The sequence below is a fragment of the Dyadobacter sp. CY326 genome, from assembly GCF_021390515.1.
In the GTDB taxonomy this organism is placed as follows: domain Bacteria; phylum Bacteroidota; class Bacteroidia; order Cytophagales; family Spirosomataceae; genus Dyadobacter.
Genome location: NZ_JAJUXI010000012.1, coordinates 101,490 through 127,976, shown reverse-complemented (window position 1 = coordinate 127,976; position 26,487 = coordinate 101,490). Strand labels below are relative to the sequence as shown.

Here is a 26,487-nt window from a genome sequence, read left to right as displayed (position 1 = left end):
GTTACTCGTTTTTATGCTGGTTAATCAGTTTCATAATCTCGTCCAGATCCTTGGTTTTTAAGTCATTGTCTTTTACGAAAAACGAAACGAGATTAGGCAGAGAATTATCAAAATAGTTGACCATAAGCTGCTGCATTTCATGGCGTTTGTATTCTTCCTCACTGATTAGCGGAAAATATTCATGCGTTTTCCCGTAAGCCGTGTAGCCGACAACTTCTTTCTTCTCCAAAATTCTGATGATGGTAGAGACCGTGTTGTAAGCAGGCTTCGGCTCCGGCATTTCGGCCAGAATATCTTTCACAAATGCTTTTTTCAACTGCCAAAGGATTCTCATAATCTCTTCCTCCGCGCGGGTCAATGTGCGTATTTCCATTTTCGTATCGAATTCGTATTGTTTGAAGCTTCAATTCAAAGTTAATACTATTTGTTTAGTTTCAAAACTATTTTATTAGTTATAAAAGAAAATAAAAAAGCGAAGAAGAATATTCTCCGCTTAAAAGTCATAAAAATCGATAATCAGGCAAACTCCGAGCCCTTTTCTTTCAAATATTTGCCAACATTGCAGCTGATGCCATCGAGCACTTCGACATCCCGGTCCCAATCAAAGGTTTCCCATTCCCGGTCTTTCGTCGCGACCATCACTTTCTTAGGCTCCGTCAAAAACCAGATTACTTTTTCGGTTCCGAAGTCAAGGAGTTTTTGGGTTTTAATGGTGATATAGCCTTTTTTAGTAAAAGTCTCTAATTCAATGTCGAGGTCCATTTCGATGGAAATCTTTGGATGCACTTTGGAATAATGCTTGTCAATTTTATTAATGGTGAGAATATCCTTGTCGAAAATCACAATGTCGCCGGACAGATTATTTCTTTTATCAAGGTGCAAACCGGCCTCATTTGTGCCTATAATGTACTTTTCCCTGTTTATGGCGGAGTAAAGAATGCCAAGAATGTAATCAATAATAAAAAACTGCAATGAACTGCAACCCATAATGTCTTCAACCGTTTTCGTTTTGGCCAATACGTCTCGGTAACCCTTGCGATACAAGGGAATGCCGTCAATTATTTCATGGATCAGAACGTCAGGTATATTTTTCACAGCGATCTTTGATAAAACGTTGTGCGAATTTGAAGAAGCTATCATGTTACTGGTTGATTTGCTTGTAAGTAAATATAGTCAATTTTACATTCATGCTGATGGGGAATGTCCCATCGGTTAACCTGACTTCTTAACCGGAATTAACAGCCTTAAAGTGCGAAAGCAGCGGAAGTTGTCTCCCACTGCTTTCGCATTTATTTTTACTAGAAACGTTATTCTACAACACTCAACTTCACCGTGTTAGTTTTGCGCTGTCTTGAAACCGGAATGCTCAATGTATTAATGAAAACATCACCTTTTTGCAATTCTCCTTTGTCAACTAAAAACTGCTTGATATCTTCAATCAGATCATCCGTAGAAACGTCCTGATCGCGGTCGTAATAATATACTTTCGTGCCCCAGTACAATGCTAGTTGATTCATTAACACTTTGTTAGATGTGAAAATCAGCAAGCCAGCCTTTGGGCGGTGATGCGAAAGGCGGAATGATGTGTAACCCGAGCGCGTGATCCCGATAATGGCTTTTGCCTGGGTGTCACGTGCCAATCGGCAAGCGCTCATCACAACATAATCATTCAATTTATTCACGCTTGTGCTTTCACTTACTGCGGCGTGATTCCTGAAATAAATGCTGTTTGTAGATGACTCAACGCGTTCAATTGTCCTCGTCATGCTTTCAACGGCTAGCAACGGATATTTTCCGGAAGCAGTTTCAGCACTAAGCATTACTGCGTCGGCACCATCCAAAACCGAGTTTGCAACGTCATTCAGCTCTGCGCGTGTTGCACGGGGACTGTCGATCATGCTCTCCAGCATTTGCGTTGCCACGATTACCGGCTTTCCTGCTTTGTTACATTTGTCAACGATCATTTTCTGGATCATAGGCACTTCCTCAGCGGGAAGCTCCACACCCAAATCACCGCGGGCAACCATAATGGCGTCCGTTGCTTCAATGATTTCGTCAATGTTTAGGATCGCCTCTGGCTTCTCGATTTTAGCAACCAGTCGCGCCGTTTTGCCTTTGCTGGCAATATATTCTTTTACTTTGATCAATTCTGACGCTGTGCGAACGAATGATAATGCCACCCATTCCACATTGTTTTCAAGACCAAAATCCAGATCTTCGTAATCTTTCGCTGTTACAGAAGGCATTGAAACCTTTGTGTTTGGCAGGTTAACGCCTTTTTTGGATTTCAAATAACCACCATAAATTACTTCCGTGATCACGTCACTTCCGTCCATTCCGGTTACAAGCACTTCCAGTTTACCGTCGTCCATCAGGATGCGGTCACCGATTTTGACGTCGTTGTACATTCCGTCGTAAGGCGTGCTCACTTTTTCAGCTGTTCCAAGCACTTCTGTGTTGGATAATATCAGTTTTTTACCCGCTTCGATCAGAACGCCATCTTTTTCGGCAACCATTCCGATACGAATTTTGGGACCCTGCAAATCTTGTAAAATAGCGAGATTTAAGCCGTGTTCTTCGTTGATTTCCCGAATAGTAGTTAATCTTTGAAGGTGATCAGCGTGAGAACCGTGAGAGAAGTTTAGGCGAAAAACGTTTACCCCGGCTTTGGCCAACGCATACAATGTTTCTTTTGTTTCGGAGGCTGGACCTACGGTAGCAACAATTCTGGTTTTTTTGGAAGACATAGATTAATATGCAGTAAATATGATTTTTATGAACAGTCCACGTCAATCACGACCTGGATGCTTTTGAGTGTCTTATCGGTTAAAATATCAATAACCTTTTCTTGTATAAATGACTTTGCCGCCTTAAAATTAATCTTTTCTCGTTCAAGTTTGATGAGAATGTCGAACAAAAACTGATTTCTTACTCTTTCCACCAGCGGCGGCTGTGGCCCGAGAACCCGGCTGGCTCCCAGGTTGGCGGTCAATTTCTCAGCTAACACCTTCGCAGCCATGCTGGAAACTGCTTCGTCAACGTGCTTAACGGTTACTTTGATGAGCCGCGTGAATGGCGGATAATGAAATTTCTCACGCTCCTCAATCTCAGTGACATACATGCCTTTATAGTCATTGTTAATGATCTTTTCGAGCAATTTCTGGCCTGGATTATTGGTTTGAATAAGCACTTTTCCAGGCTTTTCAGCGCGTCTTCCTGCACGTCCGCTTACCTGTGTGAGCATTTGGAACGCCCGTTCCGAAGCGCGGAATTCGGGGAAATGAATGATTCGGTCGGCATCAAAAATTCCGACCATGCTAACATTATCAAAATCAAGTCCTTTGCTTACCATTTGCGTACCGACCAGAATGTCGATGCCACCTTCCTCAAACGCTGAAATAATCTGCTGGTAAGCGTTTTTTGCCCTTGTCGTGTCCAGATCCATCCTCTGCACACGCGCTTCCGGGAACATCAAATGAATTTCCTCTTCGATCTTTTCAGTCCCGTAACCCATCGTTTTCACTTGCGTAGAACCACATTGCGGACAAGTGCGCGTGACTTCTTCCTTGTGACCGCAATAATGGCAGCGCAATTCGCCCACTTTCATGTGATAAGTGAGGCTCACGTCGCAATTCGCACATTCGGGGATCCAGTTACAAACCTCACATTGCAGATAAGGCGAGTAACCGCGCCGGTTTTGGAAAAGGATCGTTTGCTCTTTATTTTGAAGATTAAGTCTTAAATGATCGATCAGGACAGATGAAAACTCGTTTTTCATCTTCTTCGACTTCTTCTCTTTTTTTGTATCGATTAATTCAAAAGTCGGCAATGCTGCATTTCCGAAGCGCTGATTCATTTCCACAAGGCCATATCTGCCCGTTTGTGCGTGATAATAGCTTTCTAATGAAGGCGTTGCAGAGCCTAGGAGCGTTTTTCCTTTGTGCATGTAAGACATGATCACGGCTACATCGCGCGCGTTGTAGCGGGGCGCGGGATCATGCTGCTTGTATGAAGTTTCGTGTTCCTCGTCGACGATGATCAGGCCAAGATTATCAAAAGGAAGAAAAACGGCAGATCGCACACCAACCACGAATTGGAATTTGCCGTCCAAAATCCCTTTCCAGACTTCAACACGTTCGTTATCAGAAAACTTGGAATGATAAATCCCCATTGTGTCGCCAAAAACTTTCCTTAACCGGACGACAATTTGCGTGGTTAAGGCAATTTCGGGTAATAGAAATAAAACCTGTAAGCCGCTTTCCAGGACTTGTTTGATCAATTCAATGTAAACTTCGGTTTTCCCGCTGCCTGTAATTCCATGCAAAAGCACGACTTCCTTTTCCGCAAATAGCGCGTGGATTTGTTTCGAAGCTTCTTTTTGTGTTTCGGTTAATGTTATGACCGCATTGCTCGCCGGAATGTCATCGAATCTTGAAATGAAAATCTCGAATTGATCAAAAACTCCTTTCTTAATCAATGTGTTAAGCGACGCATCCGAAACATTTTCATCCTGACTGAAAAACGATTTATCTAGTCCTTTCTGGTTCAAATCAGGATTGTTGTAAACCGGAATGTAACTCAAATATTTGAGCAGAATTTCCTGCTGCTTTGGCGTTTTTTCCAAAGTCGCAGCCAATTTCGAAAGCGCGTCATTAGAAGTGTAGGCGGCATTTAATCTTACTTTTCGAACAACTTTGGGCTTATAACGCTCCTTAACTTCCTCAAACAAAATCACAGCACGCTTTCCTACAAGCGACTTAATAATCGCTGTAATATTCGAGCGCTGCAAAAGCCGCTCAACTTCTTCATAGGAAAGCGTTTGGTGCTTTTTTATTTCGTCGATAATGATGCGTTCCTGATCGGTTAGCAAATCATCGTATTCAAATTCAGGATTGAGCTGTATTCTCGACTGGCTTGTAATTTTCAATCCGGCCGGCAGCGCAATGTTGAGGACTTCGCCAATGTTGCAGAGATAATATTCTGACACCCAATTGAAAAGTTCAAGCTGGCGCTTTGTGACAATGGGTTCATCATCAAGGAGTTCGAGAATGTATTTGGCCTGATATTTGGCAGGCGGGTTGGAATGAATGTTGGCAACAACGGCCGTAATCACCCTTTTTTGACCAAACTGCACAATCACCCGTGCACCCACCTTAATCATCCCGCTCATTTCCCGTGGCACCCTGTAAGTAAACAAAGAAGGAATCGGAACCGGCAAAATCAAATCGGCAAAAAAAGTAATTTCTTCCTCAAAAAGGGAGGCCATTGGCTGCGGGGGAATGTTTAATTTTTATGGAAGAAGGGCAGAAACTTCCTCTGATCAATTCTTTTTACATCACAAAAAACGTCATGCAGATGATCAAAATCCGAATCAGTAGTAACTAGTTCAAGCCCTAAAAGTGCAGCAAGCGAGGCAATCCAAAGATCATTCTTGCCCATATTTCTTGGAGTTGTGAAAGGATACTTCTTAAAACTTGGATTGCGTAATTGAGAGTATGAATCAATTTCCGAATAAGTGTCTATTGCAACATTCGCTACATCTACAACAGTAATTTGATTCAGCAGACGCTCCAAAGCATTAGTCTTGTTACTTCCCCATTTATTTTGCAGCGCAAGCGATTTGATCTCTCCTTCTGAAACTATGGAAATGTAAACTTTACTATTTGCAGGATTAACATATTTAAGTATCCCAGATTGATCTCCTGCCCTGACAATTGCTATTAAAATGTTGGTATCGAAAATAACACCCATTATTTAGTCGCCTCAAGCTGTCGCAACAAATCTTCCCATTCTTCCTTTGTAAATGGCTCAATAGCAGGGCCATCTTGAAGCGCTTGAATGATTCGTTCATTATTGTTCCCATTCTTTTCGCCAAATGCATCGGCTCCACCAGCTGCTAAAATCTCTTCGGCAGAATAGGATTTATGAGTGCGAAAAATATTAAAACTTGTGTTCGGCAACTTGATATCAGCTTTCATAGTGTATATAATTGGTTAGTCAAATATACGATTTTATTTGCAGAAGGAAAACCGACAAGGCTGGTTTAAGCAATGCATCCAATGTCCAGCTCCACCGCATTTTCCCAATCCAACATTGCATTAAACAGCTTCACACGACTAAATTTCCTTAAATCACTTTCCCTGATATCAGCTTCCCTAATAACTTCCGAATCCAGCAAAAAGGCCCGCTGCGTGCCTGGGAGCAAAGGAGAGCTAGGCGTGTGCCAGACATTTCCGTCGAAAAAAGCAACATTGCAATAAAGAGAATCAGTGACGAAGCCATTCTTAATGATCAGGATTTCGTCGGCGTCTTTTCTTTGGGCGAAAAGTGCGTTGAGCTCGTCGCGATTCTCATATTTGAAACGATAATCAATGTTATCGTGATATACACGTTGGACTTTGCGGATGGTTCGGATGGAGTAGGGTTCCCATTTGATTTCTTCAATTTCTTCGCCGTATGAGACTCTGCATTTGTGCAATGTGTTGTCGATGCTTTCGGGAACGGCGAGCAGTTCGGTGAGATTCCAGTGATCTTCAAAACCCATTAAATCACGACGCGTCTTGTTGAGCCGTGCTTCGTGATAGGAGAGATTTTTCAACGTGCGATGTTCGACGCAAATCGTTTCAAAACATAGCGTGTGGGACATGGGCGAATGGGAGGTAGACTTTGTCAATTAATTCCTGATATTCATTTTGTGCATTGCTGCGCGCCGTAATCCCGCCGCCGCTTTTGAAAACTAAATTTCCATTCTGATTTTCAATAAACCGGATCATTACGGCGCTTTCGAAGTTTTCGCCATCAAAATAACCCATCACACCCGTATAAAATCCGCGGTCATAATTTTCAGCAGCCTCGATAATTTGCAATGTGCTCGGTTTGGGTGCGCCGGTTATAGAGCCAGCGGGGAGCATTTTTAACAGCAAATCGCCATATTTTCCATCAAAATCATCAGGTAAAATTCCTGCTATTTCGGAGCTTACTTGCAGCAATGTCTTGTCGTTTGTTTGAATGCGGTCAATGTAGCGATATTTTTCAACCCAAACTTTCCCGGCAACCATGCTTAGATCATTGCGGATCAAATCAACAATCGTCGCGTGTTCGGCGGCTTCTTTTGAATCAGATAAAATCACATTTTCAGCATTCGGAACAGAGGCGTCAATGGTTCCTTTCATCGGAAATGATGAAATCCGATTGCCTTTTATTTTGATGAAAATTTCGGGGGAGAAGCAGATGAATTCATTTTTATACAAAAACCGATAAGGCGCCTCGCTGTGTGCGAAAATGTCAGACAAGCTCAAATTCGTCTGAATGTTGGTGGGGACAGAAAGATTTACCAGAAACGAATTTCCCGCCTTCAAATTTTCAACCACGTAATCAAATTTCGCCTTGTAAGCTTCGAACGAAACAGGTGATTTTCGAAAATAAAACTCAGAAAGCTGTGGTTGGCTGTGAGCATTGCTTTTAAAACCATTAAGATCAAAACGCATTTCGCTGAGCGCTTTGTCGTCCAATGTCCAGGCCAGCGGTTTTTTCATCTGGTAATCTACAAGAAAAACGAAGGGAGTTTTGGACTTTCCCCATGCATTCAGCTTTTCTGCAAATCTCCGTTTGGGATCTTCCAAATCTTTGTTTCAACTACATTATGAACATTTTCAACAGCCAGCTAATTTACAAAGTTCAGAAACCAATATCTAAATTAGGGGGTTAATGGGGGAGAATGAACCAATTTATAAGCGAATTCAGACAATGCATATATATGATGTAGTCGTTATTGGTGGCGGGCCTTGCGGGCTTGCAATGGGCGTGGAACTGGCCAAAAGCGGTCTTGATTATTTGATTCTTGAAAAGGGAAATTTAACAGAATCCATTCGCCGCTATCCAAGGCGCATGCGGTTTTTCTCGACGGCCGAAAACATTGAAATCGGCGGGATTCCATTTGCGATTTCCGAGGTTAAGGCCAATCGAAACGAAGCATTGCAATATTACAGGAAAGTCGCGGGCTATTATCACCTAAATTTCAAGCTGTTCGTAGATGTTGACCGGACTGAAAAGCAGCCTGATGGAACATTTTTGACCTATTCCAATGATGGGCAGATTTTTCAATCCAAGAATGTCGTTTTGGCGACGGGTTATTTTGATGTGCCGCGGTTGTTGAATGTGCCTGGTGAAAATCTCCCGCACGTTTCGCATTATTATGATGAGCCTTTCAAATATTCTTACACCAATGTGGTCCTGGTAGGCGGTTCAAATTCTTCCGTGGAGGCTGCATTGGAGCTTTACCGGCACGATGCGCACGTAACAATCGTGCATAAGGAAGCGGATTTTCGAACAAAAGTGAAATATTGGCTCGTTCCGGATGTAAAAAACCGGGTTAAGGAAGGGAAAATCCAGACGCGTTTCAACAGCATTACAAAGTCCATTGAACTAGGCAGAATCGAAATTGAAAACATTGAAACTGGCGAAAGAGAATGGTTGCCAGCGGATTTTGTCTTTTTGCTCGTTGGTTATTTGCCGGATGAACATTTGCTATCTCGTTGCGGCATTGCGCTGGATCCGGTTACCAAAGTGCCAACATATGACACGGACACTTTTGAAACCAATGTCCCAGGACTTTATCTTTGCGGAACCGTTCTTGCGGGTGTTTTTACCGAAAAAGTTTTCATAGAAAACGGTCGCGATCATGCCGCTGCAATCGCCGATCACCTGTCTGGCAGGGAAGTTCGTGTGGTCAAAGAGTTGATCGACAGGATCTAATCATTCCTCAACAAGGGCCAGCTTGCGTTTCTTCCTTTTGGAGAATTTCTCAATTTTCCCGATCAAGCCATTGGCCCCGACACCGTAACCGACGCCTCCTGCGAAACTCGTGGCGTGGAAACCTTCTTTGCCTATTTCATACCAAGTCTTCCCCCAGTTTTCTGAAAAACTGCTACCCGACGGACCACTGGAAATTAATGCGTACCTGTCGGAACGGACCTGCGTATTCCCATTCCATAATGCATTCGTTTTGTGAAATAAGGAAACGCTTTCTTTCAAACCAGCCGGTTTAGCCATGGCTGTCAACTTCCAGCTAACACCGCCATCCTTGGTTATTAGCACGTTTTGAGAAGAATCTGCGGTCTTTTTATAATCTCCGCCAACAGCCATTCCATCATTTTTTGACCAAAATGTTAAACCAAAAATGCCGCTCGTAGGCCCTGTGGGCATGGGAGTTGCGGACACTTCCCACGTTCTTCCGAAGTCTGCGGATCGAAAAACGCGCGCCATTTTGCTGCCGCCAGTTCCGATGAAAGCTTTGTTTTTTCCAGTTGCAATAATTGAAGTTCCGCTTGCTGCGAAACATGCTTCGCCAGGTTCGGCAACGGGGCGTTTTTCTAAAGGCAGTTCCTGCCAGTTCTTTCCACCGTCATCTGTGGTCAAAATGAAGAGCCTTCCATCGATAGGGTCGCCCAGACAAATGCCTTTGTTTTTGTCCCAAAAGTCGATTCCATCCAGAAAAACCCCATTTTGTGTAGTTTGGTACACAAGCGACCAGCTGATTCCACCGTCTTCCGTCCGGTAGATTTTAGCCTTATCCTTTTGAGCCTCGCCCGCACTCATGGCAATGGCAACATCCTTATTAAACGCATGGATGTCCCGAAAATCAAGTGAATCTGCGCCGTCGACCCGGGAAGTGAGCCAATCTTTTCCTCCATTCGTGGTTCGCAGCACTGTTCCTTTGGTGCCGCCAATCCAGCATGTGGTGGGCGAAACTGCGTGAACAGCGCGCATATGAATGGTCGTTTTAATGTTAATGACCTTCCATTGGGCAGCTGCCAAATGCGGCGCAATCCAGATCATGATCAGGACTGCCAATTTGTGATGAGAGATGCGTTGTGGCACAATATTTTTATTAGATTTGAATTCTAACGTATTATTCTCACAAAATAAGAAATTCATATGAACAAGAACCAAAAATTTCTGATTGGCGCAGTAGGGGCACTTTTGACTGGTATTGCAATTGGCCTTTTAGTTGCTCCAAAGGATGGAAAAGACACTCGCAACCTGATCAAAAGCAAGGCAAATGATCTTGGCGGAAACGCAAAAGACAAATATGAAAAAAGTCTTGAAGAGTTGTCAGTTTTAGCCGACAGGTTGAAAGAAGGGTTTTTGAAAAATGTTTCTGCTGCGAAGGATAAAGCTGGTTCAGTAGCAGACAATGTGAATGAAAGAGTACGTGGTGTAGTTAACAACAACGCATAATTTCGACATCAACAATATTGAAAAGGGCTGTTTCTGAAAAGAAACAGCCCTTTTTTTAATAGGTTAGCGAGGGATTTTATCAACTATTTCCGCAATAGCCTGATTGATTTCGGCTGTAAAATTCTTGCTTTTCTCTGGAATAATGCCTTCCGCACCGCCCTGCCAGACCATTTTGTTGGTCGCTGCATCCACAAGGTCAATCATAATAGTGCCTTCCCGATATTTACCTACAACAACTTCTTCACTTTTCCAGGAATAGCGGCGTTGCCCCATATAACGTGGCAGACCGTCGGTTCGAAAATCTGTTTGCCGGGTTTGTAATTCCTCTTTTACGTTCAGCGCAATATTAACTTTCAAATTCGAGTCGCGCGCTTCGTCAAGTCCTTTTGCCTGCAAGTTTTGCGCAATTGCAGATCGGATAATGTTAACATTCTGCTCGAATTTTTCGGAAACCGTATCACCTCGCGCCTCAATGTCATAAAATCCGAAAGTGGCGTAGTTGGACAACCTGAAATCGTCTTCCTGTTTCGCGTTAAGTATTTTGTACGGCGCTTTACAGCCAGAAAAAGATGCAATAAAGAGGATAAGGACTGAAAACAGGAAAACTTTCATTGTTCTGATTGGTAAGGTTACAAATCACCCGATTACGCTACCCAACTCTTTTGCAGCAGCCATGCTGATGCTTTTGTAATGCATAAATTCACTCATGACGGCAGTTTGCTCTTCTTCTGTTTTTGCATGAATGGCCTGCTGCAAACAAACTTTCATTTTCTCCTCAATGAATGCTTTTTTAAGCCGAAGAATGTTGATAAAGGCCGTTTTATCTAAAACATCCGTTTCAAACGGAACAAATATCTCGTATTTTTCAGACCATAATTCGCTGAGTTCATACTTGTTAGCAAGCCAATCAATGGTTAAGTTTCGGATCCCTGGTTCGTGGTGATGCAGAAAATAATCCGTAGGCAGCACTTGGTTTCGGTTAAAATGCTCACGAAATAATACGAGCAAATGATGGAAAACGGTGTCCTTAAAATCTATGCCATCTATCTCACTTAGAACATATTGGCACACCGTGATGGAAGGTTCAAGCTCCCGCGCCCCATGGACAACCAGAAGTCTGATAAATGCTTCTTCCTGATAATATAACTTGCTGCGTTGCGGAAGTTCCGACTGCTGGGTTTGCGGAGCAAAAAGATCCGCTGGCGACGCGTCATTGCCACCTCGATCGTCTCCGGAAAACAATGCATCAAGATCACCAGGGTTTTCAGGTGCCTGAAAACTTGGCCGGGCAGAGCGATCTTGCGGCTTTTGCGTGTGCAGTTTTCGCAGGAGTTTATTCCCCTCCGTTATCAGCATTTGTTCATCCACTTTCATCATTTCTGACGTGCGGTGGAAGAAAACCTGCCGCTTAATGGCATCTGGAATTTTCACAATGCTGTTGACCACCTCGCCAATTACAGCAGCCAACCGAAACGGATCGTTGCCGGCGTCCTGCAACAACATTTCGGTTTTGAAAGTGATAAAGTCCTTCGAATTGTATTTCAAATAGGTCTTAAATGCCTCAGCACCCACCTTTCGCACGTAACTATCCGGATCATCTCCATCCGGGAACAGCACGATGCTAACATTCAATCCTTCCTCTAAAACCAGATCCAAACCGCGTAATGCAGCTTTAATTCCAGCAATATCGCCATCGTATAGTATTGTCACATTGGGCGTAAAACGTCCGATCAGCCTGATTTGCTCAACGGTCAGCGACGTTCCGGATGAGGCAACCACATTCTCAATTCCGCCCTGATTTAATGAAATAACGTCCGTGTAACCTTCAACCAGATAACAATGATCCTGTTGCCGGATTGCATTTTTGGCCTGGAAAATGCCGTATAGGACATCACTTTTATGATAAACCTCCGTTTCCGGGGAGTTCAGATATTTGGGTTGATTGGCTGCTTTACTCTTGTCAGATTTGAGAATCCGCGCGCCAAATGCAATTACTTTTCCTGCAACATTATGAATTGGGAAAATGACCCTTCCTCTAAAACGGTCATAACCAGCAGTTTGACTTCCTTCTTTATGGATTAGCAAACCTGCTTTTTCCAGCAATTGAGATGAATAGCCTTTCTCCAACGCCACTTTTGAAAAAGCATCCCACGTGTCCAGACTATATCCAAGCTCAAACTTCTTACGAATTTCACTCGTAAATCCACGTTCCTTAAAATAACTGAGACCGACCGCTTGTCCCTCATCGCTTTCGTGAAGCTGCTGCACATAGAAGTTTTTTGCAAAGTTCAGGATAATGTAAAGGCTTTCCCGCTCATTTTGACGAAGCGCTTCTTCGTCTGTAACTTCCTCTTGCTCAATCTCAACGTTATATTTATCAGCCAGATAGCGCAATGCTTCTCCATAACCAACGCCGTCAATGTCCATGACAAACTTGATGGAATCGCCAGCCGCGCCGCAACCGAAGCATTTATAAATTTGCCTGACCGGGTTTACATTGAATGAAGGCGTTTTTTCATTGTGAAAAGGACAGCATGCCGAGTAATTGGCGCCCTTTTTTTTCAGCGATACAAAATCCCCCACCACTTCCACAATGTCAGCGGTTTGTTTGATCCGTTCAACGGTTTCGGGATTAATGCGCATGTTTTTGGGTTAGATGAGAATACTTGGTCGTTTTTAAACAACAAAAAAGATAAGCTTTAAATTTTAGAGGACGGATGATTATTTATCAGAAGGCGTTTTTTACTTAGCGAATGTAACCAGTAATGCAACTTTGGGACAATAATTAGCCAATAATTTGTGTAAATTTGATGCGAGCTGATGAGTCCGGCAACATTAATTTAGAAAATTGTCCATCATTTTCTCATTTTAGCCAAGAAAATCACCTTAGAAAGCTTTTTTCTAATTACTTTAATTTGTTATTTTGCGGTGTTGAATCATATCGAAGAAATTATCGAATCAGATATATAGATATTTAAAATATAGTGTGTGTATAGTGTGAAACAGGGCATGGAAATTTTTCTATGCCTTTGTTTTTTTATAAGTGGTTCGTTCTCAGTTGAATAGATATTCACTATACACTGCAACTAATTGCTTCACCACATCGGTCTGCCAACATTTAATTTCATTTTCCAGTCGTTTTTTTCCTTCCGCCAAAGCTGCGATCAAGTCTACATTTGCTAACTCCCCGAAAACATAGCAAAATTCTGGCCGACTTACCGCGTCTGACGCCAGGATTGCCACGCCAAGCTCCCGCGCTTCGAAGATTGAAAGTGAAACGCCATCAGTGCTCGTATTGCGAATGAATGCGTCGGCGACATGCAGCACATTCCGAAAATCGTGGTGGCCTCGAATGATCAGCACATTGTCAGGAATGGAGTCGAACGTGCGCTCAATGAATGGTGAATAACTTGCCGAAGGATCAGAAATGATCAGGCCAGCGGAATCTGTTTTTTGAATCTGGCGGATAATGTCCGAGATGCCATACAGCTCGTTTCCCAGCTTATCAAAGACCAATTTCCATGCGTTTGTGCAAAAAACATGGTCGTAACGTTCGCGGAAATCATTCAGCTTGGCATTCGTCTGAGCATCCAATGGCACAAAATCCTTTGAAAATATGAAGGTGGAAATCAGCCGTGCATGGTTGTTAAATTTTCTCGCACAAAGGAAACTTTCCGGATTTTGGACAATGGGAATGGAAGCCAAAAAGGCCGAAATATTAACCGCGAAATTGCCGGAAAAACTATATCTGCCCCAGTTTCCATGATAAGTCAGGATCAGCTTTTTGCCGCACATCCGGCAAAACAATGCAAACACGGCCTGAGCAAACGGATTGGATGCATGCAAGTGAATGACAGAATGCATTACAATTTTGCCAAAAACGCTCCAAAACGGCTCAGTTTGAAGATTACAAAATGAAAAGTTTTCAAAACCACTTTCTCGCAATGCTGTAACCAACCTGCTGACGTGCACTGTCACACCGCCAAGAGGAGGCGGGATTTTTCCAATAATCAGGACTTTTTTCATTTTTCAGGAACAGCGAAATGATCTATTTCAAGACTTTTTGCATAGAAATAGATGCAAATCAAGAGCACAGGCGCAATGCAATTGACCGTGACGCTTTTGGCAGGTAAAATCACAAAAACGCTGCCGACCGTGTGATTGAAAGCGAGGTAAAAAACGAGGCTAACGAGTAAAAGCGTATTTCTGTTTTCGAGTCGCGCAATGCTAAACAACATTGACAGGAAATAAAAATACAGGCCATACACAAAAACAATCCCGATCAAACCCTGCTCGGCAAGCACTGTATAAAATAGCGAATGCGCCTCCCGATAACCCGGACCAAGGATCTCAAAACTCGCCGTTCCGTGCCCAATCAATGGGCTTTGTAAAAACAACTGATGCGCAAACGCATGAATTTCTGCGCGGCCGCTGCTTTGCTGTAATCTCGCAAAAATTGACTTCGATCCTGTGATTTCTCCAAACCTTAATGTCCAGAAATAGGCCATATCAAAGTCTTGCAGCAGCAAGGTTAACTTGGGAATGCACAGAATTGTCAGGATAAAAAGCAATGACGCGCTCGCTAGATGCAGTCGCGTTTTGGTCATAAAAATTGTAATTAATAAATATGGCAGAACAAGAATTACCGCGCCACGGGAGAATGAAAAGATGACAATGCAGACAAAAATTGCGAGGCAACCAAGCCTGACGAGTCCATTAAGCGAGTCCTTTGCAGTGTGAAGCAGGACGAGCGGCCAAAGCAGGATAAAGTAAGCCATGGTCACATTCGTGTCCGTAATGTTCCTCGTCGCCAACAGGTTATCCGATCCTCTGTAACTCGCTCCGGCAGCAACTAATCCGAATGTGCCAACGCCAAGGATGATAAAGAGAATGAAAAAATACATTTTAAGATTTTCGCGGAAATCGATTGCTTGAGAAGCACTTTTGAGATAAATATAATAGGACGGAAGAATGAGGAGGAAAAAGAGAATTCCAGCGAATGCAATGTTTTCAAAATTCGGTGAAATAAGCAGGAAAAAGCTTTGAACAATGATCCATACGGTCAAAAAATAGCGTTCGCCTGGATGCAGCGGATTTGATTTTGAGATAAAAAACAAAATGAAATAGGCCTCCAAAATCAAAAAAGGCATCAGCCGCCAGACTGAATTGGCTCCCGCAGAAAACGAATATTTTTGAAACAAATGGATGAACTGCGCGAACACTGGCACAGCTAGCACATGGAACAACTTGTGCCGGGAAGTCGTAAACAAGCTAATCACGCAGTAAACATAAAACGAGAGCACTATGAAAGTCTGAAAATCACTTTCTCCGAAGGTCAGCAATTGATCAAACAAACTGGCAAAAGATCCGACGATCATAATGGAAATCAAGACTTTCCAGGCGATTTCAATGCTTAATCCAACCATTCAGCAATTGTTTGGGCAGTGCAATCGACTGACTGAGCCTGAGCAAAATGTGTGAGTAGCGCAATATCAGCGGGTGGCTTTTTCGATTTTTTGCTCAAAATCTCTGTCAGAACGTTATAGAGCTCCTGTTTATCAGCCACTAACACGTCCCATTGCAGCGCATTCAATGGAAGCTGGTGCGCGTAATCGTAAAGCCTTTTGACTGATTGATGATAGGGCAGGGCGGTCGTGCCGTCATAAGCAACGCTTATAATTGAGGTTCCGCAGGCAGCCGCATCCAGCTTAATGGTTGAAGCAAATTGAATGCAGACGTCAGAAATATGGAGCATTTCGGAGAGCGAAGTCAGGAAATCCATATCAGGCAGCCAATGGTAAAAGCTTCTTTTTGAGCTTGTAACAAGATTTCGCGGATGCCAAACGGTAACTGAATTTTTGTCAAAAAGATCTTGATAAGCATGATGATCGTCTGCCGGATGGCATCTGATGATGACGTGAGTGTCGCCTTCTAACGCTGCATAGGCCAACACATCCTTGATAATTTCCAGCTGATTGGGAAAGTGCTTGATCGCACTCGTCGCAATAAAAATAACTTTGGCTGCATTTATCGCGTAACGCGCTTTGGCGTTAGCAAGTGGAACATTATCAATGTTTCGAAAATGAAGATCAAACCGGGGAATCCCTGTGATCTTAACCGAATTTTGGTTCACATCAAACATTGAATAAAACCTTTGAAACTCACTTTTCATTAACTGATTCCATACCAAAGTGCAATCATGATTAGCATTGATCACACCTTTGGAGGTAAGATTATCCCAACTAATGATCATTGCCAGCGACTTCACTCCATGCTTTTGGAGAAAGTTAGTCACATGATTTTCCCTCAAATCCAAAGGTGAGGAAGAAATCACACCTTGAAACTTGTAATGCAAGAGTGGCCTCAGCTTGCAAGAAAAGGAGCTTAAAACAATGATGACCCGACGCAACAGCTTCAAAATGACGCCACTCAAATGCAGCTGCACTAGGATCAAAATAGCGGTTTTGATTACCAAGCGCTTTGTCCAAGTCAAGCGTTCGTATTTTATCTGCTGCGTGGCAATGTTGTGGTGTCCTGCAAAAAGTGCTTTTTCAAGCTTTCTTAGCAGGCTTATGAACATTGTTTCAATCGGCAACTCGATTTCAAGCAGTTTCAGGTCGATAGCAAAGTGGTTATTGATTGTTGCAAGTTCACGCTCTCGAATCATGGTTGATAACAAATGAATGTCATATCGCATGGCCAGTTTCTTAATCAACCCGCTGTGAATGATGTTGATAGCCGCAAAACTATTTGTTATGAGCAGCAGCACGGGCTTTTTATAAAATTGCGCCATATGCAATGTATCGTGCTGCATTTTCCCAATCTTTCATTGTGTCGATGTTGACATTCGGCTCGTCATCCGTTCGATAGCCAACACATTTACCCGACATTAATCCTTGCGATAACAAACTGGTTTTCAAAAGATAAACCTTCCCGTCCCGGTAAAACGAATCCGGCAATTCTTGCCTTCGTATTGCCAATGGAGCATCATGCAGACATCTTTGCAGCGCATTATCCGACATTGTTAATGCCCAATTCGGATTGAATTGATCTGGAATTTTAAGGACCGTAACCAGGCTGTCTGCATTCAAATGGAGCATATGCATCACCGTTTTGTCAATCAGGCCAGCGCTTCGGAACGGGGAAGTGGGTTGTAAAAGGCAAATCCAGTCGAACTCAATGTTCAGATTTTTGTAAAATTCAACGGCATGTCGAATGACCTGCAGGGAACTGGTTTTGTCGTCCGAAAGCGCCGCGGGCCTGAGAAATGGAGCTTCAATCCGTTTCCATTCTTGAACAAATTCAATGGTCAATTCACAGTCAGTTGACACGATGATCTTGGTCAAAAGCGTTGATTGCAATGCAGATTCGATTGTATATTGAAGTAAGGGCTTGCCGCCCAGCGGAATGCCACCCAGCGGGGTGCCGGCAAAAACTTTCATGTTTTTGCCTGGGATTCCTTTGGAGCCTTTTCGGGCTGGAATAATGGCAAGTATGGTTGGTAAATTGGCCATTAGTATGTGATTTGTTTGTCAATGCTCAACTCCACATTTGCCAGAATATCTGCGATTTTATTGCCAGCATTGCCAGTTCCGTAAAGGCAAACGCCTGAGTAAGGCCCGTAATCAAGCTGCTTTTGTATTGCATTCATGATCGCTTCCGGCTCGTGCACGACGTCCAGCACATTTGCTGCCCTTTCTCTTCCACGCTGTCGGTTTCCAATATTTACAACCGGCGTCCCGAGAAATGATCCTTCCCGAATGCCTGTGCTGGAATTGCCAATCAGGCACGCGCAGCCTTTTACCAGTTTCAAAAAGAGCTCTGGGTTGAGGTTTCGTAAAAAGTAAATCATCAAGTTTTTGTTAGTCATTTTAAATGCCTTAATGCGCTCTGAAACTCCACTGGATCCATAATCGGGGTTGGGCGTAAACCAAAATGTGGGCAGGCGCAATGCGTCAATAACCTGCAATAAAGTGTCAGTTTGATGTCTAATGGCGTTGTTTTCGGTGGTCACCGGATGGTGCATCACAACCAGATATCGGCCCGTTTTGCCAGGCTTCCCTAAAACAGACTGACAATTTTCGTAATCGAATTGCATAGGGCGATTATTTTTTATTTGAAATGCAAGATCAATGGACGGGCAGCCCGTATGCCACACATGGTCAGGAAGTTCTCCCATTCTAATGAGTCTTTGTCTCGCCGTGTCAGTCGCTACAAAATGATAATCAGCCAACTTCGACACGGCATGTCTGACTTTCTCATCAATGTTACCCGTGACCTCTCCGCCTTGGACGTGCGCCAGTGGAATGTTCATAAAAGACGCCGCGACGGCAGCCGAAATGGTTTCGTATCGATCTGCGATGGTCACGACAATATCTGGCTGGATATTTTCGAAAATGGATGCTAACTCAATGATCCCGAGGCCGGTTGTTTTTGCAGCGGCAGTCGCATTTTCATTTTCGAGCAGATTTGAGACTTTGATAATGTTGTCAAAACCATCCTGCTTGATTTGATTCAATAAACATCCGTATTTTTCCAGCAAAATGCTCCCGGTTACAACCAGCTGTAAAGTCAAATTCGGGTGGGTTTTGATTGCGAGAAGAAGTGTTTTAATCCTGCTATAACTTGCTCTTACTGTGACTACTACGCAGATTTTCCGGTTCATATCAAATCGCTCGTTTTGATAAAATCCCACTTTGCTAAATCATGTTTCAAGCTTTTACCCAACACACATTCAAAATGACTGGCAGCAATTCCATAACCGGCTGGTTTCTTCGTTTCAAGATCATCGATTGTCAAAATATGCCCTTGCGGTAAGTCATTGTTAATGGCAAGAGATTTGCCAAAAATTGTTTTCAATGTTGCGTATTCGGACTGGTCATGCTTATCAACCGGGTAGCTGAGGGCGATTTCAATTTGCCTCACGCCTTCGATGAGTTGCGTCACCTGATCAATGTTTATCGAAGAACTTGAGTCCGGGCCAAACATGCGCTGGTCAAAAGTCACGTGAAATTCAAGGATTTCCGCTCCCGCTGTTGCGGCAGCCAGACAAGCGAAAATGTTGCCTAAATGGTCGGAAAAGCCGACAGGGACCTGGTAACGATCTTTCAAAACCGGAATCACATTCAAACCCCACTGATGCGGGCCGGCAGGATAGGACGATGTGCATTGCAGGATAGAAAGCGCGCAATAATCGCGAAGAATGTTCACCGCACTGTCCAGTTCAGCAAGCGAGCTCATGCCGGATGAAAGAATGACTTTCCTGGCCGATTCGGCAACGTGGCTTAGCAGCAGATGGTTCTCCACCTCGCCTGAACCAATCTTGATGTGATCGCAACCAATTTGTCTTAACAGTTTAACAGATGCCATGGAAAACGGACTTGCAATGAATTCCAGATTTTTCTCATCACAATGCTTTTTGAGGCCTGCCCATTGCTCCGCTGAGAATTCCATGCGCTGCCAGTAAGCCATTCTGGTGGCATCCGCATAGGAAAATTTGGTTCTGAATGGCTCGTGAATGCTGCTTTCCGCCGCTGCAATGTGGACTTGAAATTTTACTGCATCTACGCCGGTGCCCGCTAGTGCGTCAATGTACGCATGTGCCATTCCCAAACTTCCTTCGTGCGCCTGCCCAATTTCAGCAATCGTGAAGATCTTTTTAATGCTGATTTCATTATGCATGAGCACCGAACGCTCGCTAAGTTTTTTTGAAGGCATCCCAAAAATGCCGCTTCTTTTCTTCATAATAGCCGTATGTGTAGTTATAACCTGGTGTTATTTTAATGTCGTTAAGGATCAAGTGCATGCGGGGCAATTGGTTCAGATCTTGAATTTCGCGTATCTGGTCAAGCTGGTTTTTGTATGTGAAATGCTGTCTGATAATGTAAAGCGAAAGGTCCGCAAAGCGGCTCAACAGCCGCGCATCTGTGATGAGGCCAATCGGAGGTGTGTCAATAATAATGAAGTCATATCGCGTTTTCAAAAGCCGTATCATATCGTCTACTTCCGGCAGGGAAAGCATTTCAGCGGGATTTGGTGGAATGATGCCTCCTGTTATAATATCAAAGGTTTTTGCTGGCTGAACTGGCTGAATTATGTCGTCCAAAGTTGCTGTAAAAGCAATGTAACTAGTGAATCCAGGCACTTTCAAGCCAAGATTTTTGGCAATTCCAGGCCTTCGCAGGTCCAGCTCCAGAAGCAAAACTTTCTTTCCTGACAATGCCAATGCGTTGCATAGATTAACCGCAACGAATGACTTCCCCTCACCGCCCATGCTCGATGTCAGCATAATAACTTGAATTGGTTTTGATGCGGATAAAAACAAAATATTAGTCCTTAACACGCGGAATTGCTCCCTAATCTGACTTTGCACATTGTCACCAAGGAGTGTTATCTTAGAATTGTTATGATGACTTATTTCTCCCAAGACCGGCACTGACAAATGCGCTGTCACCTCAGCTTTGTTCACAATTCTGGTGTTGAGCAAACTTTTCAAGTGCAACACAGCAAGTGGAAATCCAATCCCTACAAAACCGGAAATCAGCATGATCAGCTGTCGATTGGGTTTGATTGGATCGGGAACAGCCTTAGGCCGATCAATGACTCGCGCATTGGCTAGCGTGGAAGATTTAGAAATGGCGGTTTCCACACGCTTTTTGAGCAAAAGAATGTAAAGATCCTGTTTGATTTGCTGTTGTCTTTTCAATTCTACAAACTGTCGTGCGATTGCAGGCATTTCGGCGAGTTGATTTTGAGTAGTGCTTTCATAGGTTTTTAATGCAGAAATTCCGGTTTGCAAATCATTTTGCTGAGCACGCACGCTGGCGAGCAAACTGGTTCTAACTTGCTCCAATTGCACATTTAGCAAATGGACTTTCGGGTGCGATTCGGTGACCGTGATCAGTTTTTCTCGCAGCGCCAACTGAAACTCATTGTATTTTTCAACTAGCAATGCAAACCCGGGGTCGTGAGAGAAAAGTTGGGCTGGAACGATGTGATCGGGGTTTTTTGCAAGAAATTTAGAGAGCGAATCAACGATTTGTAATTGAATTGCATATCGGTTACGATCCTGGCGATGTTGATCCAAAGCGTTCATTAAATGGCGAATGTGCGCATCCAAGTCAGGCACCTGGTGTATTCTTTGGAATTTCTCAATTTGCTTCTCTAAATCTGATAATTCATTCGAAACCTGAGTCAGGTTGGCATTAATAAAATTGATTGTGCTGTCCGAAGTCCGGTTCTTATCGGCAATGCTCGCTTTGAGATAATTAAACAGCAATTTTTCTAAAATCGCCTCGCCTCTTTTTGGAAGCGTTTCATTGATTGAGATGTTCACTGTGCTCACCAGTTTATTGGTAGGCGCAATGATCAATGCCTTTTGATAATGATTGACTACTAATTCCGGTGGAGAAATGGTGATCGCATATGCATCATCGGTGGAGATTGGATTTCCTGTTTTAGTCAAAATGGCAACTGCATGCGGCAAGTGAATTGTATCGCCGAAAGACGCCTCGAAGTGCTTAGAATTGATTTGGAAGGCATACGGTCTGCCTTTTTTGACGATTAATCGATAAGTCACGGGCTTAGTAACTGCAACTTTGCCGGGACTAACCAATGTTAATTTGAAAGGGGACTTTTCGAAGAGTTCGCTCGTTTTGACATGGCCTTTGGAAAAATATTGCACGTGTAACTGCAAGTCTTCGACGACACTTTCCATCAATGTCCTGCTTTTCAGAAGTTCCACTTCATTGTCCACACTGCTTTCGACAGAAGACAATCCCATGCTTTCTAAAAAGGCCGTGTCGCCAAACTCTGAGCCCTTCGAATCATCGCGAACAAGGATCGAGGCTGTGATCTGGAATTGGGGCGTTGTATATCTAAGGTAAATAAAGGCGAGGGCGAAGGAAACCGCAACCGACAATGCAACCCAATAACGATTTCGCCACATATCATAGAGCAGCAATGTCGCTGTTCGTATGCTGCCCGACTCGGTTGATCGGGTGCTGGTGATGGTTGCTAATGTCGGTTCCTGCTTCAATGCGTCTAAATTTTTCAGTTTAGACGAAGCTTTGTAAAATGGGTAACGCGGTTTCCGAAAAAATTTGAAATAATTTTAAATAAAAAAAGCCCTGATATGCTAATACGCAGCATATCAGGGCCTTAAGTCAGTAAAATATTTTAAGCCAGGTCGAAATGTGTTTTTACTTTTTTCAACGCTGAACCAACAACCTGGTGCATGTCATAATAACGATATTCTGCTAACCGACCACCAAAAATGACGCCTTGCTCTTCGGTTGCCAATTTCTTGTATTGCTCAAAAATTGCAGAGTTTTTGTCATCATTCACCGGATAATAAGGCTCAGAGCCCTTTTCCCATTCCTGCGGATATTCGTGCGTAATGACTGTTTTTGGCTGCGTTCCAAATTCAAAATGCTTATGCTCAATGATCCGGGTAAACTGCGTTTCGCCATCTGTGTAATTGACAACCGCATTACCCTGATAATTCTCCTGATCAAGCAATTGATTATCAAAACGCAAGCTCCTGTATTCCAGCTGACCGAATTTGAAGTCAAAATATTCGTCGATCGGGCCGGTGTATACAATTGTCTCCGCCAAAGCAGAAAGGGCTTCGCGATCCTTAAAGAAATCGACTCCTGTTCTCACTTCAATATCTTTCAACAAACCCTCAGTCAGCTTGTTATAGCCGCCAATTGGAATTCCCTGATAGCGGTCATTGAAATAATTATTGTCAAATGTAAAGCGAACAGGCAGACGCTTGATGATGAAAGCAGGAAGCTCTGTCGCTTTCCTTCCCCATTGCTTTTCAGTGTAAGCTTTGATCAGTTTATAATAAATGTCTGTCCCAACCAATGATATCGCCTGCTCTTCCAGGTTTTTTGGCTCTGTAATTCCTGCTTCTTCAACTTGCTCCTTAATTTTGGCCTGCGCTTCTTCTGGCGTTTTTACTTTCCATAACTGGTAAAAAGTGTTCATATTAAACGGCAGATTGTAAAGCTCTCCATTGAAATTGGCCACCGGCGAATTGGTGTAGCGATTGAATTCGACAAATGAATTCACGTAATCCCAAATGTCTCTGTCGTTGGTGTGAAAAATATGTGCACCATACTTGTGAACATTTATTCCTTCGACGTTCTCGCAAAAAATATTTCCACCTGTGTGATTTCTGCGATCAATGACAAGGCATTTCTTTCCTCGCTTGGTTGCTTCGTGGGCGAATATTGAACCCCACAGTCCTGCACCAACTATTAGATAATCGTATTGTTTCATTAATGCTTGTGAATTGACAATGAATAGGATTTTTTGGTTTTTTGAAAAGAGAAAGGCTCCCATCGGGAGCCTTTCTCTTTTCAATGTATTTCAATCTTCTAAGGAAGAAGTTTAAGTTCTACACGACGGTTTTTCAACAAACCTTCACGTTTCGAGCTGTCAGCTATTGGCTTGAATGAGCCGAAGTAGTCAACAATTACTTTGCTAGGATCAGTCAAACCGGCTTCGTTGATCAGATAGTTTTTAACTGCATCCACACGACGACGTGACAGTGCAATGTTGTAACGATCTGTTGCGCGGCGGTCTGTGTGACCTGCAAGTTGCAGACGGCAACCGTTCAGGTTCATCAATTTCGCTACGTTTTTCAACATTTCCTGAGCCTCAGGCTTGATTGTATTTTTGTCCGTATCGAACATTACGTTAGCAAAGATCTCGCTGCAAGCTGCACCATTTTTAAGTGCATTTTTAACGTAAGCGTCGAAGTCAAGAACGCGACCACCACCATCAACAATGCTTCCTGCTGGTGAATTTGGCTCTTTATCGAAGAAGTCAGAAACACCGTCACCATCTGTATCAAGCAACAATCTTGGGTCGATATCTTTTGGACGGTTAGCCTTAGCAACAGAGTCCATTTCTTCAAGCGTAAGAATTTTTGGTGGCTTGATCAACACTTTTGGATCTGTATAACGCAGGTGATAGTAACCGCCTTCGTCTGGTTTGTAATCCCATTTTCCATCAACTTTTGCAACTTTCAATGGGTTTTTACCCAATTTATAAGTCAACTGAATTGATCCGTATCCGTAGCTATCAAGTTCAGAGTTTCCTTTACGAGATGTTTTTTGATCAGCGATGTTGAAGCTGCCAGGTGTTCTGTCATAGTCTCCGCCGTAAGTAGCATCCAAATAATCAGAATTTGTGTGGTTCAAACGGAAATCAAGACCGATGTCAAATCTTTTTGTTAGTTCGTAGTTAACATTCAAGCCCGTTGGAATAATCCAATCGTTCATGTTTCCTGTTTTACGAAGTTCAATACCACCAGTCAAATCATAAGCGGTGGCATCGTAAAATACTTGGCCTACACCTACATACGCATCAACTTTCCAACGTTTCATCTTGTTAGGTCCCATCAAAAGACCTTTAAGGTTCACAGTTCCGGCTACCGAAACGTCGAAATAATTTCCTTCAAAATAACGGTTGTAGTTGCGGCGTTTCATACCTCTCAAATTGCCGATAGAAGCATCTAATCTAGCTCCAAACAGATATGAAAGTTGTTTGTTTAATGTCAAGCCTCCTTGAAAAGTACCGGATTCTTTGTGGCTGTCAGAAGTTGTTTTCGTCACAGGCCAGAAATCATATTCTCTTAAATCACCAAAGAACATCGACGGTCCGATGTGTGCCGATACTGACCATGTGTTCAGTTTGTAAGGCCCGTCATAAGATGCTTTGGGATTGTAATCCGGAGAATTCGGCTGCTCTAATGGTTGTGCCAATGAAGGCAGCGCCATCATTGCCGCCAGGGCAAACGAACAAATCAACTGGGATACTTTTTTCATACTATTCAAGTTAGCGTTATTAAGATTAACTAGGATTGGTCTATAGTCAATTACTGAGTAAAATTGTATTTTATTCATGGCCAAACATACATTAACCAAATGCCTAGTGCGCACAAAAATAGGTTAACAATATCATTTAATCAACCGAACTAGATACAATTGAAAAACTTTCCTGCTTTTTAAATCAATTTTTACCCGAAAGAAACTTCCTTTTATGAACTTTCAAAGTCGTTGAATTAATTTATTTTCCATTTCTTTCTTCCATGGAATGAATTCTCCGGCCATTATTTTTTCTCGCGCGGTATTCACCAACCAAAGGTAAAAAGTCAGATTATGAACGCTAGCAATTTGCGCGCCAAGCATTTCGTCAGACTTGATAAGATGCCTCAGATATGCTTTGCTGTAAAATGTGCTGACGTAGCCACCCAGATTTGCATCTATCGGAGACAGATCATCCTTCCACTTTTCGTTACGAATATTGATTACACCCTCTGTGGTAAAAATCATGCCATTGCGCGCATTCCGCGTAGGCATCACACAATCGAACATATCCACGCCCAAAGCGATACATTCAAGGATGTTGGCAGGTGTTCCGACGCCCATCAGATATCTTGGTTTGTCCTTTGGTAAAATATCACACACCACTTCCGTAAGTTCATACATGATCTCGGCCGGCTCGCCAACGGACAATCCACCTATCGCATTTCCTTCCCTTCCGAATGACGCAATTGTTTCAGCAGATTGAATCCTAAGATCTTTATAAACACTCCCTTGCACAATGGGGAAAAGCGTTTGACTGTGTCCATATAATTCTGTCGTGCTGTCGAACCTCGTGCAGCAACGCGCCAGCCAGCGATGCGTCATCTCCATTGATTTACGCGCGTATGTAAAATCGCAGGGATAAGGGGTGCATTCGTCAAAGGCCATGATGATGTCTGCGCCAATGATGCGCTGAATATCCATCACGTTTTCTGGGGTGAATGTGTGTACGCCACCGTCAATGTGTGACTTAAATACCACACCTTCTTCGTTGATCTTGCGTCCCGTCCCGGCAAGCGAATACACTTGATATCCGCCGCTGTCTGTTAGTATAGGTCTGTCCCAACCATTGAAACCATGCAATCCACCCGCTTTTTGTATGATGTCCAAACCCGGACGCAGATAAAGGTGATATGTGTTTCCAAGAATGATTTGCGCCTTAATGTCCTCACGCAGCTCGCGCTGATGCACAGCCTTAACCGTTCCGGCGGTGCCGACCGGCATAAATATAGGTGTCTGAATTGTTCCGTGACTTGTTTCGAGAAATCCCGCTCTTGCTTTGGATGCCGGATCCTCTACTTGTAATGTAAACTTCATCAAAAGGTTTTAAATTGTGGTGTGCAAAAATAGGGTTAAGGTCTCAACATTG

The 26,487-nt window shown here is 43.2% G+C and carries 23 protein-coding genes; 2 read left to right on the top strand and 21 right to left on the bottom strand.

What is annotated here, in order from left to right; genetic code table 11:
* Position 1: 1 nt before the first annotated feature.
* The 8 genes from LZG73_RS22515 to LZG73_RS22480 form a co-directional block, all read right to left on the bottom strand.
* Positions 2 to 373: a BlaI/MecI/CopY family transcriptional regulator gene (locus LZG73_RS22515; RefSeq protein ID WP_233854720.1), complete on the bottom strand. Its 372-nt coding sequence runs from the start codon at positions 371 to 373 to the stop codon at positions 2 to 4.
* 143 nt (positions 374 to 516) lie between these two features.
* Positions 517 to 1,095: a Uma2 family endonuclease gene (locus LZG73_RS22510; protein ID WP_233854718.1), complete on the bottom strand. Its 579-nt coding sequence runs from the start codon at positions 1,093 to 1,095 to the stop codon at positions 517 to 519.
* A 212-nt stretch (positions 1,096 to 1,307) separates the two neighbouring features.
* Positions 1,308 to 2,747: a pyruvate kinase gene (gene pyk, locus LZG73_RS22505; RefSeq protein ID WP_233854716.1), complete on the bottom strand. Its 1,440-nt coding sequence runs from the start codon at positions 2,745 to 2,747 to the stop codon at positions 1,308 to 1,310.
* A 26-nt stretch (positions 2,748 to 2,773) separates the two neighbouring features.
* Complete coding sequence (gene priA / locus LZG73_RS22500) at positions 2,774 to 5,266, bottom strand: primosomal protein N' (RefSeq protein WP_233854714.1); 2,493 nt, start codon at positions 5,264 to 5,266, stop codon at positions 2,774 to 2,776.
* 17 nt (positions 5,267 to 5,283) lie between these two features.
* Entirely contained in the window at positions 5,284 to 5,751 is a 468-nt protein-coding gene (locus LZG73_RS22495) for a type II toxin-antitoxin system VapC family toxin (RefSeq protein ID WP_233854712.1), read from the bottom strand.
* A complete protein-coding gene (locus LZG73_RS22490; protein ID WP_233854710.1) occupies positions 5,751 to 5,978 on the bottom strand; it encodes a hypothetical protein in 228 nt (75 codons plus the stop codon). Before LZG73_RS22490 ends, LZG73_RS22495 begins: the two co-directional genes overlap by 1 nt.
* A 65-nt stretch (positions 5,979 to 6,043) precedes the next feature.
* Positions 6,044 to 6,646: an aminotransferase class IV family protein gene (locus LZG73_RS22485; RefSeq protein ID WP_233854708.1), complete on the bottom strand. Its 603-nt coding sequence runs from the start codon at positions 6,644 to 6,646 to the stop codon at positions 6,044 to 6,046.
* Positions 6,624 to 7,622: an aminodeoxychorismate synthase component I gene (locus LZG73_RS22480; protein WP_233854706.1), complete on the bottom strand. Its 999-nt coding sequence runs from the start codon at positions 7,620 to 7,622 to the stop codon at positions 6,624 to 6,626. The genes LZG73_RS22485 and LZG73_RS22480 overlap by 23 nt, the downstream gene beginning before the upstream one ends.
* A 124-nt stretch (positions 7,623 to 7,746) precedes the next feature.
* Here LZG73_RS22480 and LZG73_RS22475 point away from each other — a divergent pair, with 124 nt between their 5' ends.
* Complete coding sequence (locus LZG73_RS22475) at positions 7,747 to 8,754, top strand: YpdA family putative bacillithiol disulfide reductase (RefSeq protein ID WP_233854704.1); 1,008 nt, start codon at positions 7,747 to 7,749, stop codon at positions 8,752 to 8,754.
* On the opposite strand, the gene LZG73_RS22470 is transcribed toward LZG73_RS22475, so the two are convergent.
* Complete coding sequence (locus LZG73_RS22470; protein ID WP_233854702.1) at positions 8,755 to 9,879, bottom strand: YCF48-related protein; 1,125 nt, start codon at positions 9,877 to 9,879, stop codon at positions 8,755 to 8,757.
* Between the two features lie 57 nt (positions 9,880 to 9,936).
* Here LZG73_RS22470 and LZG73_RS22465 point away from each other — a divergent pair, with 57 nt between their 5' ends.
* The gene (locus LZG73_RS22465; RefSeq protein ID WP_233854700.1) at positions 9,937 to 10,239 is read left to right on the top strand and encodes a YtxH domain-containing protein; all 303 of its coding nucleotides are present in this window, start codon (positions 9,937 to 9,939) and stop codon (positions 10,237 to 10,239) included.
* A gap of 63 nt (positions 10,240 to 10,302) precedes the next feature.
* Here LZG73_RS22465 and LZG73_RS22460 read toward each other — a convergent pair whose 3' ends face one another.
* The 12 genes from LZG73_RS22460 to tgt all read right to left on the bottom strand — a co-directional run bounded on the left by LZG73_RS22460 (position 10,303) and on the right by tgt (position 26,435).
* The gene (locus LZG73_RS22460; RefSeq protein WP_233854698.1) at positions 10,303 to 10,851 is read right to left on the bottom strand and encodes a DUF4136 domain-containing protein; all 549 of its coding nucleotides are present in this window, start codon (positions 10,849 to 10,851) and stop codon (positions 10,303 to 10,305) included.
* A gap of 24 nt (positions 10,852 to 10,875) precedes the next feature.
* Positions 10,876 to 12,882, bottom strand: a complete 2,007-nt coding sequence (gene dnaG, locus LZG73_RS22455; protein ID WP_233854697.1) for a DNA primase — start codon at positions 12,880 to 12,882, stop codon at positions 10,876 to 10,878.
* 411 nt (positions 12,883 to 13,293) lie between these two features.
* A complete protein-coding gene (locus tag LZG73_RS22450) occupies positions 13,294 to 14,265 on the bottom strand; it encodes a hypothetical protein (RefSeq protein ID WP_233854695.1) in 972 nt (323 codons plus the stop codon).
* Positions 14,262 to 15,665, bottom strand: a complete 1,404-nt coding sequence (locus tag LZG73_RS22445; protein ID WP_233854693.1) for an O-antigen ligase — start codon at positions 15,663 to 15,665, stop codon at positions 14,262 to 14,264. The genes LZG73_RS22450 and LZG73_RS22445 overlap by 4 nt, the downstream gene beginning before the upstream one ends.
* Positions 15,653 to 17,053, bottom strand: a complete 1,401-nt coding sequence (locus LZG73_RS22440) for a CDP-glycerol glycerophosphotransferase family protein (RefSeq protein ID WP_233854691.1) — start codon at positions 17,051 to 17,053, stop codon at positions 15,653 to 15,655. The genes LZG73_RS22445 and LZG73_RS22440 overlap by 13 nt, the downstream gene beginning before the upstream one ends.
* Positions 17,016 to 17,753, bottom strand: coding sequence for a cytidylyltransferase domain-containing protein (locus tag LZG73_RS22435; protein WP_233854689.1), 738 nt, complete (start codon positions 17,751 to 17,753; stop codon positions 17,016 to 17,018). Before LZG73_RS22435 ends, LZG73_RS22440 begins: the two co-directional genes overlap by 38 nt.
* A complete protein-coding gene (neuC, locus tag LZG73_RS22430; protein WP_233854687.1) occupies positions 17,753 to 18,904 on the bottom strand; it encodes a UDP-N-acetylglucosamine 2-epimerase in 1,152 nt (383 codons plus the stop codon). The genes LZG73_RS22435 and neuC overlap by 1 nt, the downstream gene beginning before the upstream one ends.
* Complete coding sequence (locus tag LZG73_RS22425; protein WP_233854686.1) at positions 18,901 to 19,983, bottom strand: N-acetylneuraminate synthase family protein; 1,083 nt, start codon at positions 19,981 to 19,983, stop codon at positions 18,901 to 18,903. Before LZG73_RS22425 ends, neuC begins: the two co-directional genes overlap by 4 nt.
* A complete protein-coding gene (locus tag LZG73_RS22420; RefSeq protein ID WP_233854685.1) occupies positions 19,937 to 22,276 on the bottom strand; it encodes a tyrosine-protein kinase in 2,340 nt (779 codons plus the stop codon). Before LZG73_RS22420 ends, LZG73_RS22425 begins: the two co-directional genes overlap by 47 nt.
* 140 nt (positions 22,277 to 22,416) lie before the next feature.
* The gene (gene glf / locus LZG73_RS22415; protein ID WP_233854684.1) at positions 22,417 to 23,526 is read right to left on the bottom strand and encodes a UDP-galactopyranose mutase; all 1,110 of its coding nucleotides are present in this window, start codon (positions 23,524 to 23,526) and stop codon (positions 22,417 to 22,419) included.
* A gap of 98 nt (positions 23,527 to 23,624) precedes the next feature.
* A complete protein-coding gene (locus LZG73_RS22410) occupies positions 23,625 to 25,079 on the bottom strand; it encodes an OmpA family protein (protein WP_233854683.1) in 1,455 nt (484 codons plus the stop codon).
* A 222-nt stretch (positions 25,080 to 25,301) separates the two neighbouring features.
* Positions 25,302 to 26,435, bottom strand: a complete 1,134-nt coding sequence (tgt, locus tag LZG73_RS22405) for a tRNA guanosine(34) transglycosylase Tgt (protein WP_233854682.1) — start codon at positions 26,433 to 26,435, stop codon at positions 25,302 to 25,304.
* Positions 26,436 to 26,487: the final 52 nt, after the last annotated feature.

Excerpts from the sequence above, each read along its gene's own strand:
- LZG73_RS22435 (WP_233854689.1), bottom strand. The coding sequence starts at position 17,753 with ATGGCCAATTTACCAACCATACTTGCCATTATTCCAGCCCGAAAAGGC.
- glf (WP_233854684.1), bottom strand. The coding sequence starts at position 23,526 with ATGAAACAATACGATTATCTAATAGTTGGTGCAGGACTGTGGGGTTCA.
- LZG73_RS22475 (WP_233854704.1), top strand. The coding sequence starts at position 7,747 with ATGCATATATATGATGTAGTCGTTATTGGTGGCGGGCCTTGCGGGCTT.
- priA (WP_233854714.1), bottom strand. The coding sequence starts at position 5,266 with ATGGCCTCCCTTTTTGAGGAAGAAATTACTTTTTTTGCCGATTTGATT.
- pyk (WP_233854716.1), bottom strand. The coding sequence starts at position 2,747 with ATGTCTTCCAAAAAAACCAGAATTGTTGCTACCGTAGGTCCAGCCTCC.
- LZG73_RS22410 (WP_233854683.1), bottom strand. The coding sequence starts at position 25,079 with ATGAAAAAAGTATCCCAGTTGATTTGTTCGTTTGCCCTGGCGGCAATG.
- LZG73_RS22465 (WP_233854700.1), top strand. The coding sequence starts at position 9,937 with ATGAACAAGAACCAAAAATTTCTGATTGGCGCAGTAGGGGCACTTTTG.
- LZG73_RS22495 (WP_233854712.1), bottom strand. The coding sequence starts at position 5,751 with ATGGGTGTTATTTTCGATACCAACATTTTAATAGCAATTGTCAGGGCA.
- LZG73_RS22440 (WP_233854691.1), bottom strand. The coding sequence starts at position 17,053 with ATGCAGCACGATACATTGCATATGGCGCAATTTTATAAAAAGCCCGTG.
- LZG73_RS22515 (WP_233854720.1), bottom strand. The coding sequence starts at position 373 with ATGGAAATACGCACATTGACCCGCGCGGAGGAAGAGATTATGAGAATC.
- LZG73_RS22445 (WP_233854693.1), bottom strand. The coding sequence starts at position 15,665 with ATGGTTGGATTAAGCATTGAAATCGCCTGGAAAGTCTTGATTTCCATT.
- LZG73_RS22450 (WP_233854695.1), bottom strand. The coding sequence starts at position 14,265 with ATGAAAAAAGTCCTGATTATTGGAAAAATCCCGCCTCCTCTTGGCGGT.
- neuC (WP_233854687.1), bottom strand. The coding sequence starts at position 18,904 with ATGAACCGGAAAATCTGCGTAGTAGTCACAGTAAGAGCAAGTTATAGC.
- LZG73_RS22460 (WP_233854698.1), bottom strand. The coding sequence starts at position 10,851 with ATGAAAGTTTTCCTGTTTTCAGTCCTTATCCTCTTTATTGCATCTTTT.
- LZG73_RS22425 (WP_233854686.1), bottom strand. The coding sequence starts at position 19,983 with ATGAAGAAAAGAAGCGGCATTTTTGGGATGCCTTCAAAAAAACTTAGC.
- dnaG (WP_233854697.1), bottom strand. The coding sequence starts at position 12,882 with ATGCGCATTAATCCCGAAACCGTTGAACGGATCAAACAAACCGCTGAC.
- LZG73_RS22485 (WP_233854708.1), bottom strand. The coding sequence starts at position 6,646 with ATGTCCCACACGCTATGTTTTGAAACGATTTGCGTCGAACATCGCACG.
- LZG73_RS22490 (WP_233854710.1), bottom strand. The coding sequence starts at position 5,978 with ATGAAAGCTGATATCAAGTTGCCGAACACAAGTTTTAATATTTTTCGC.
- tgt (WP_233854682.1), bottom strand. The coding sequence starts at position 26,435 with ATGAAGTTTACATTACAAGTAGAGGATCCGGCATCCAAAGCAAGAGCG.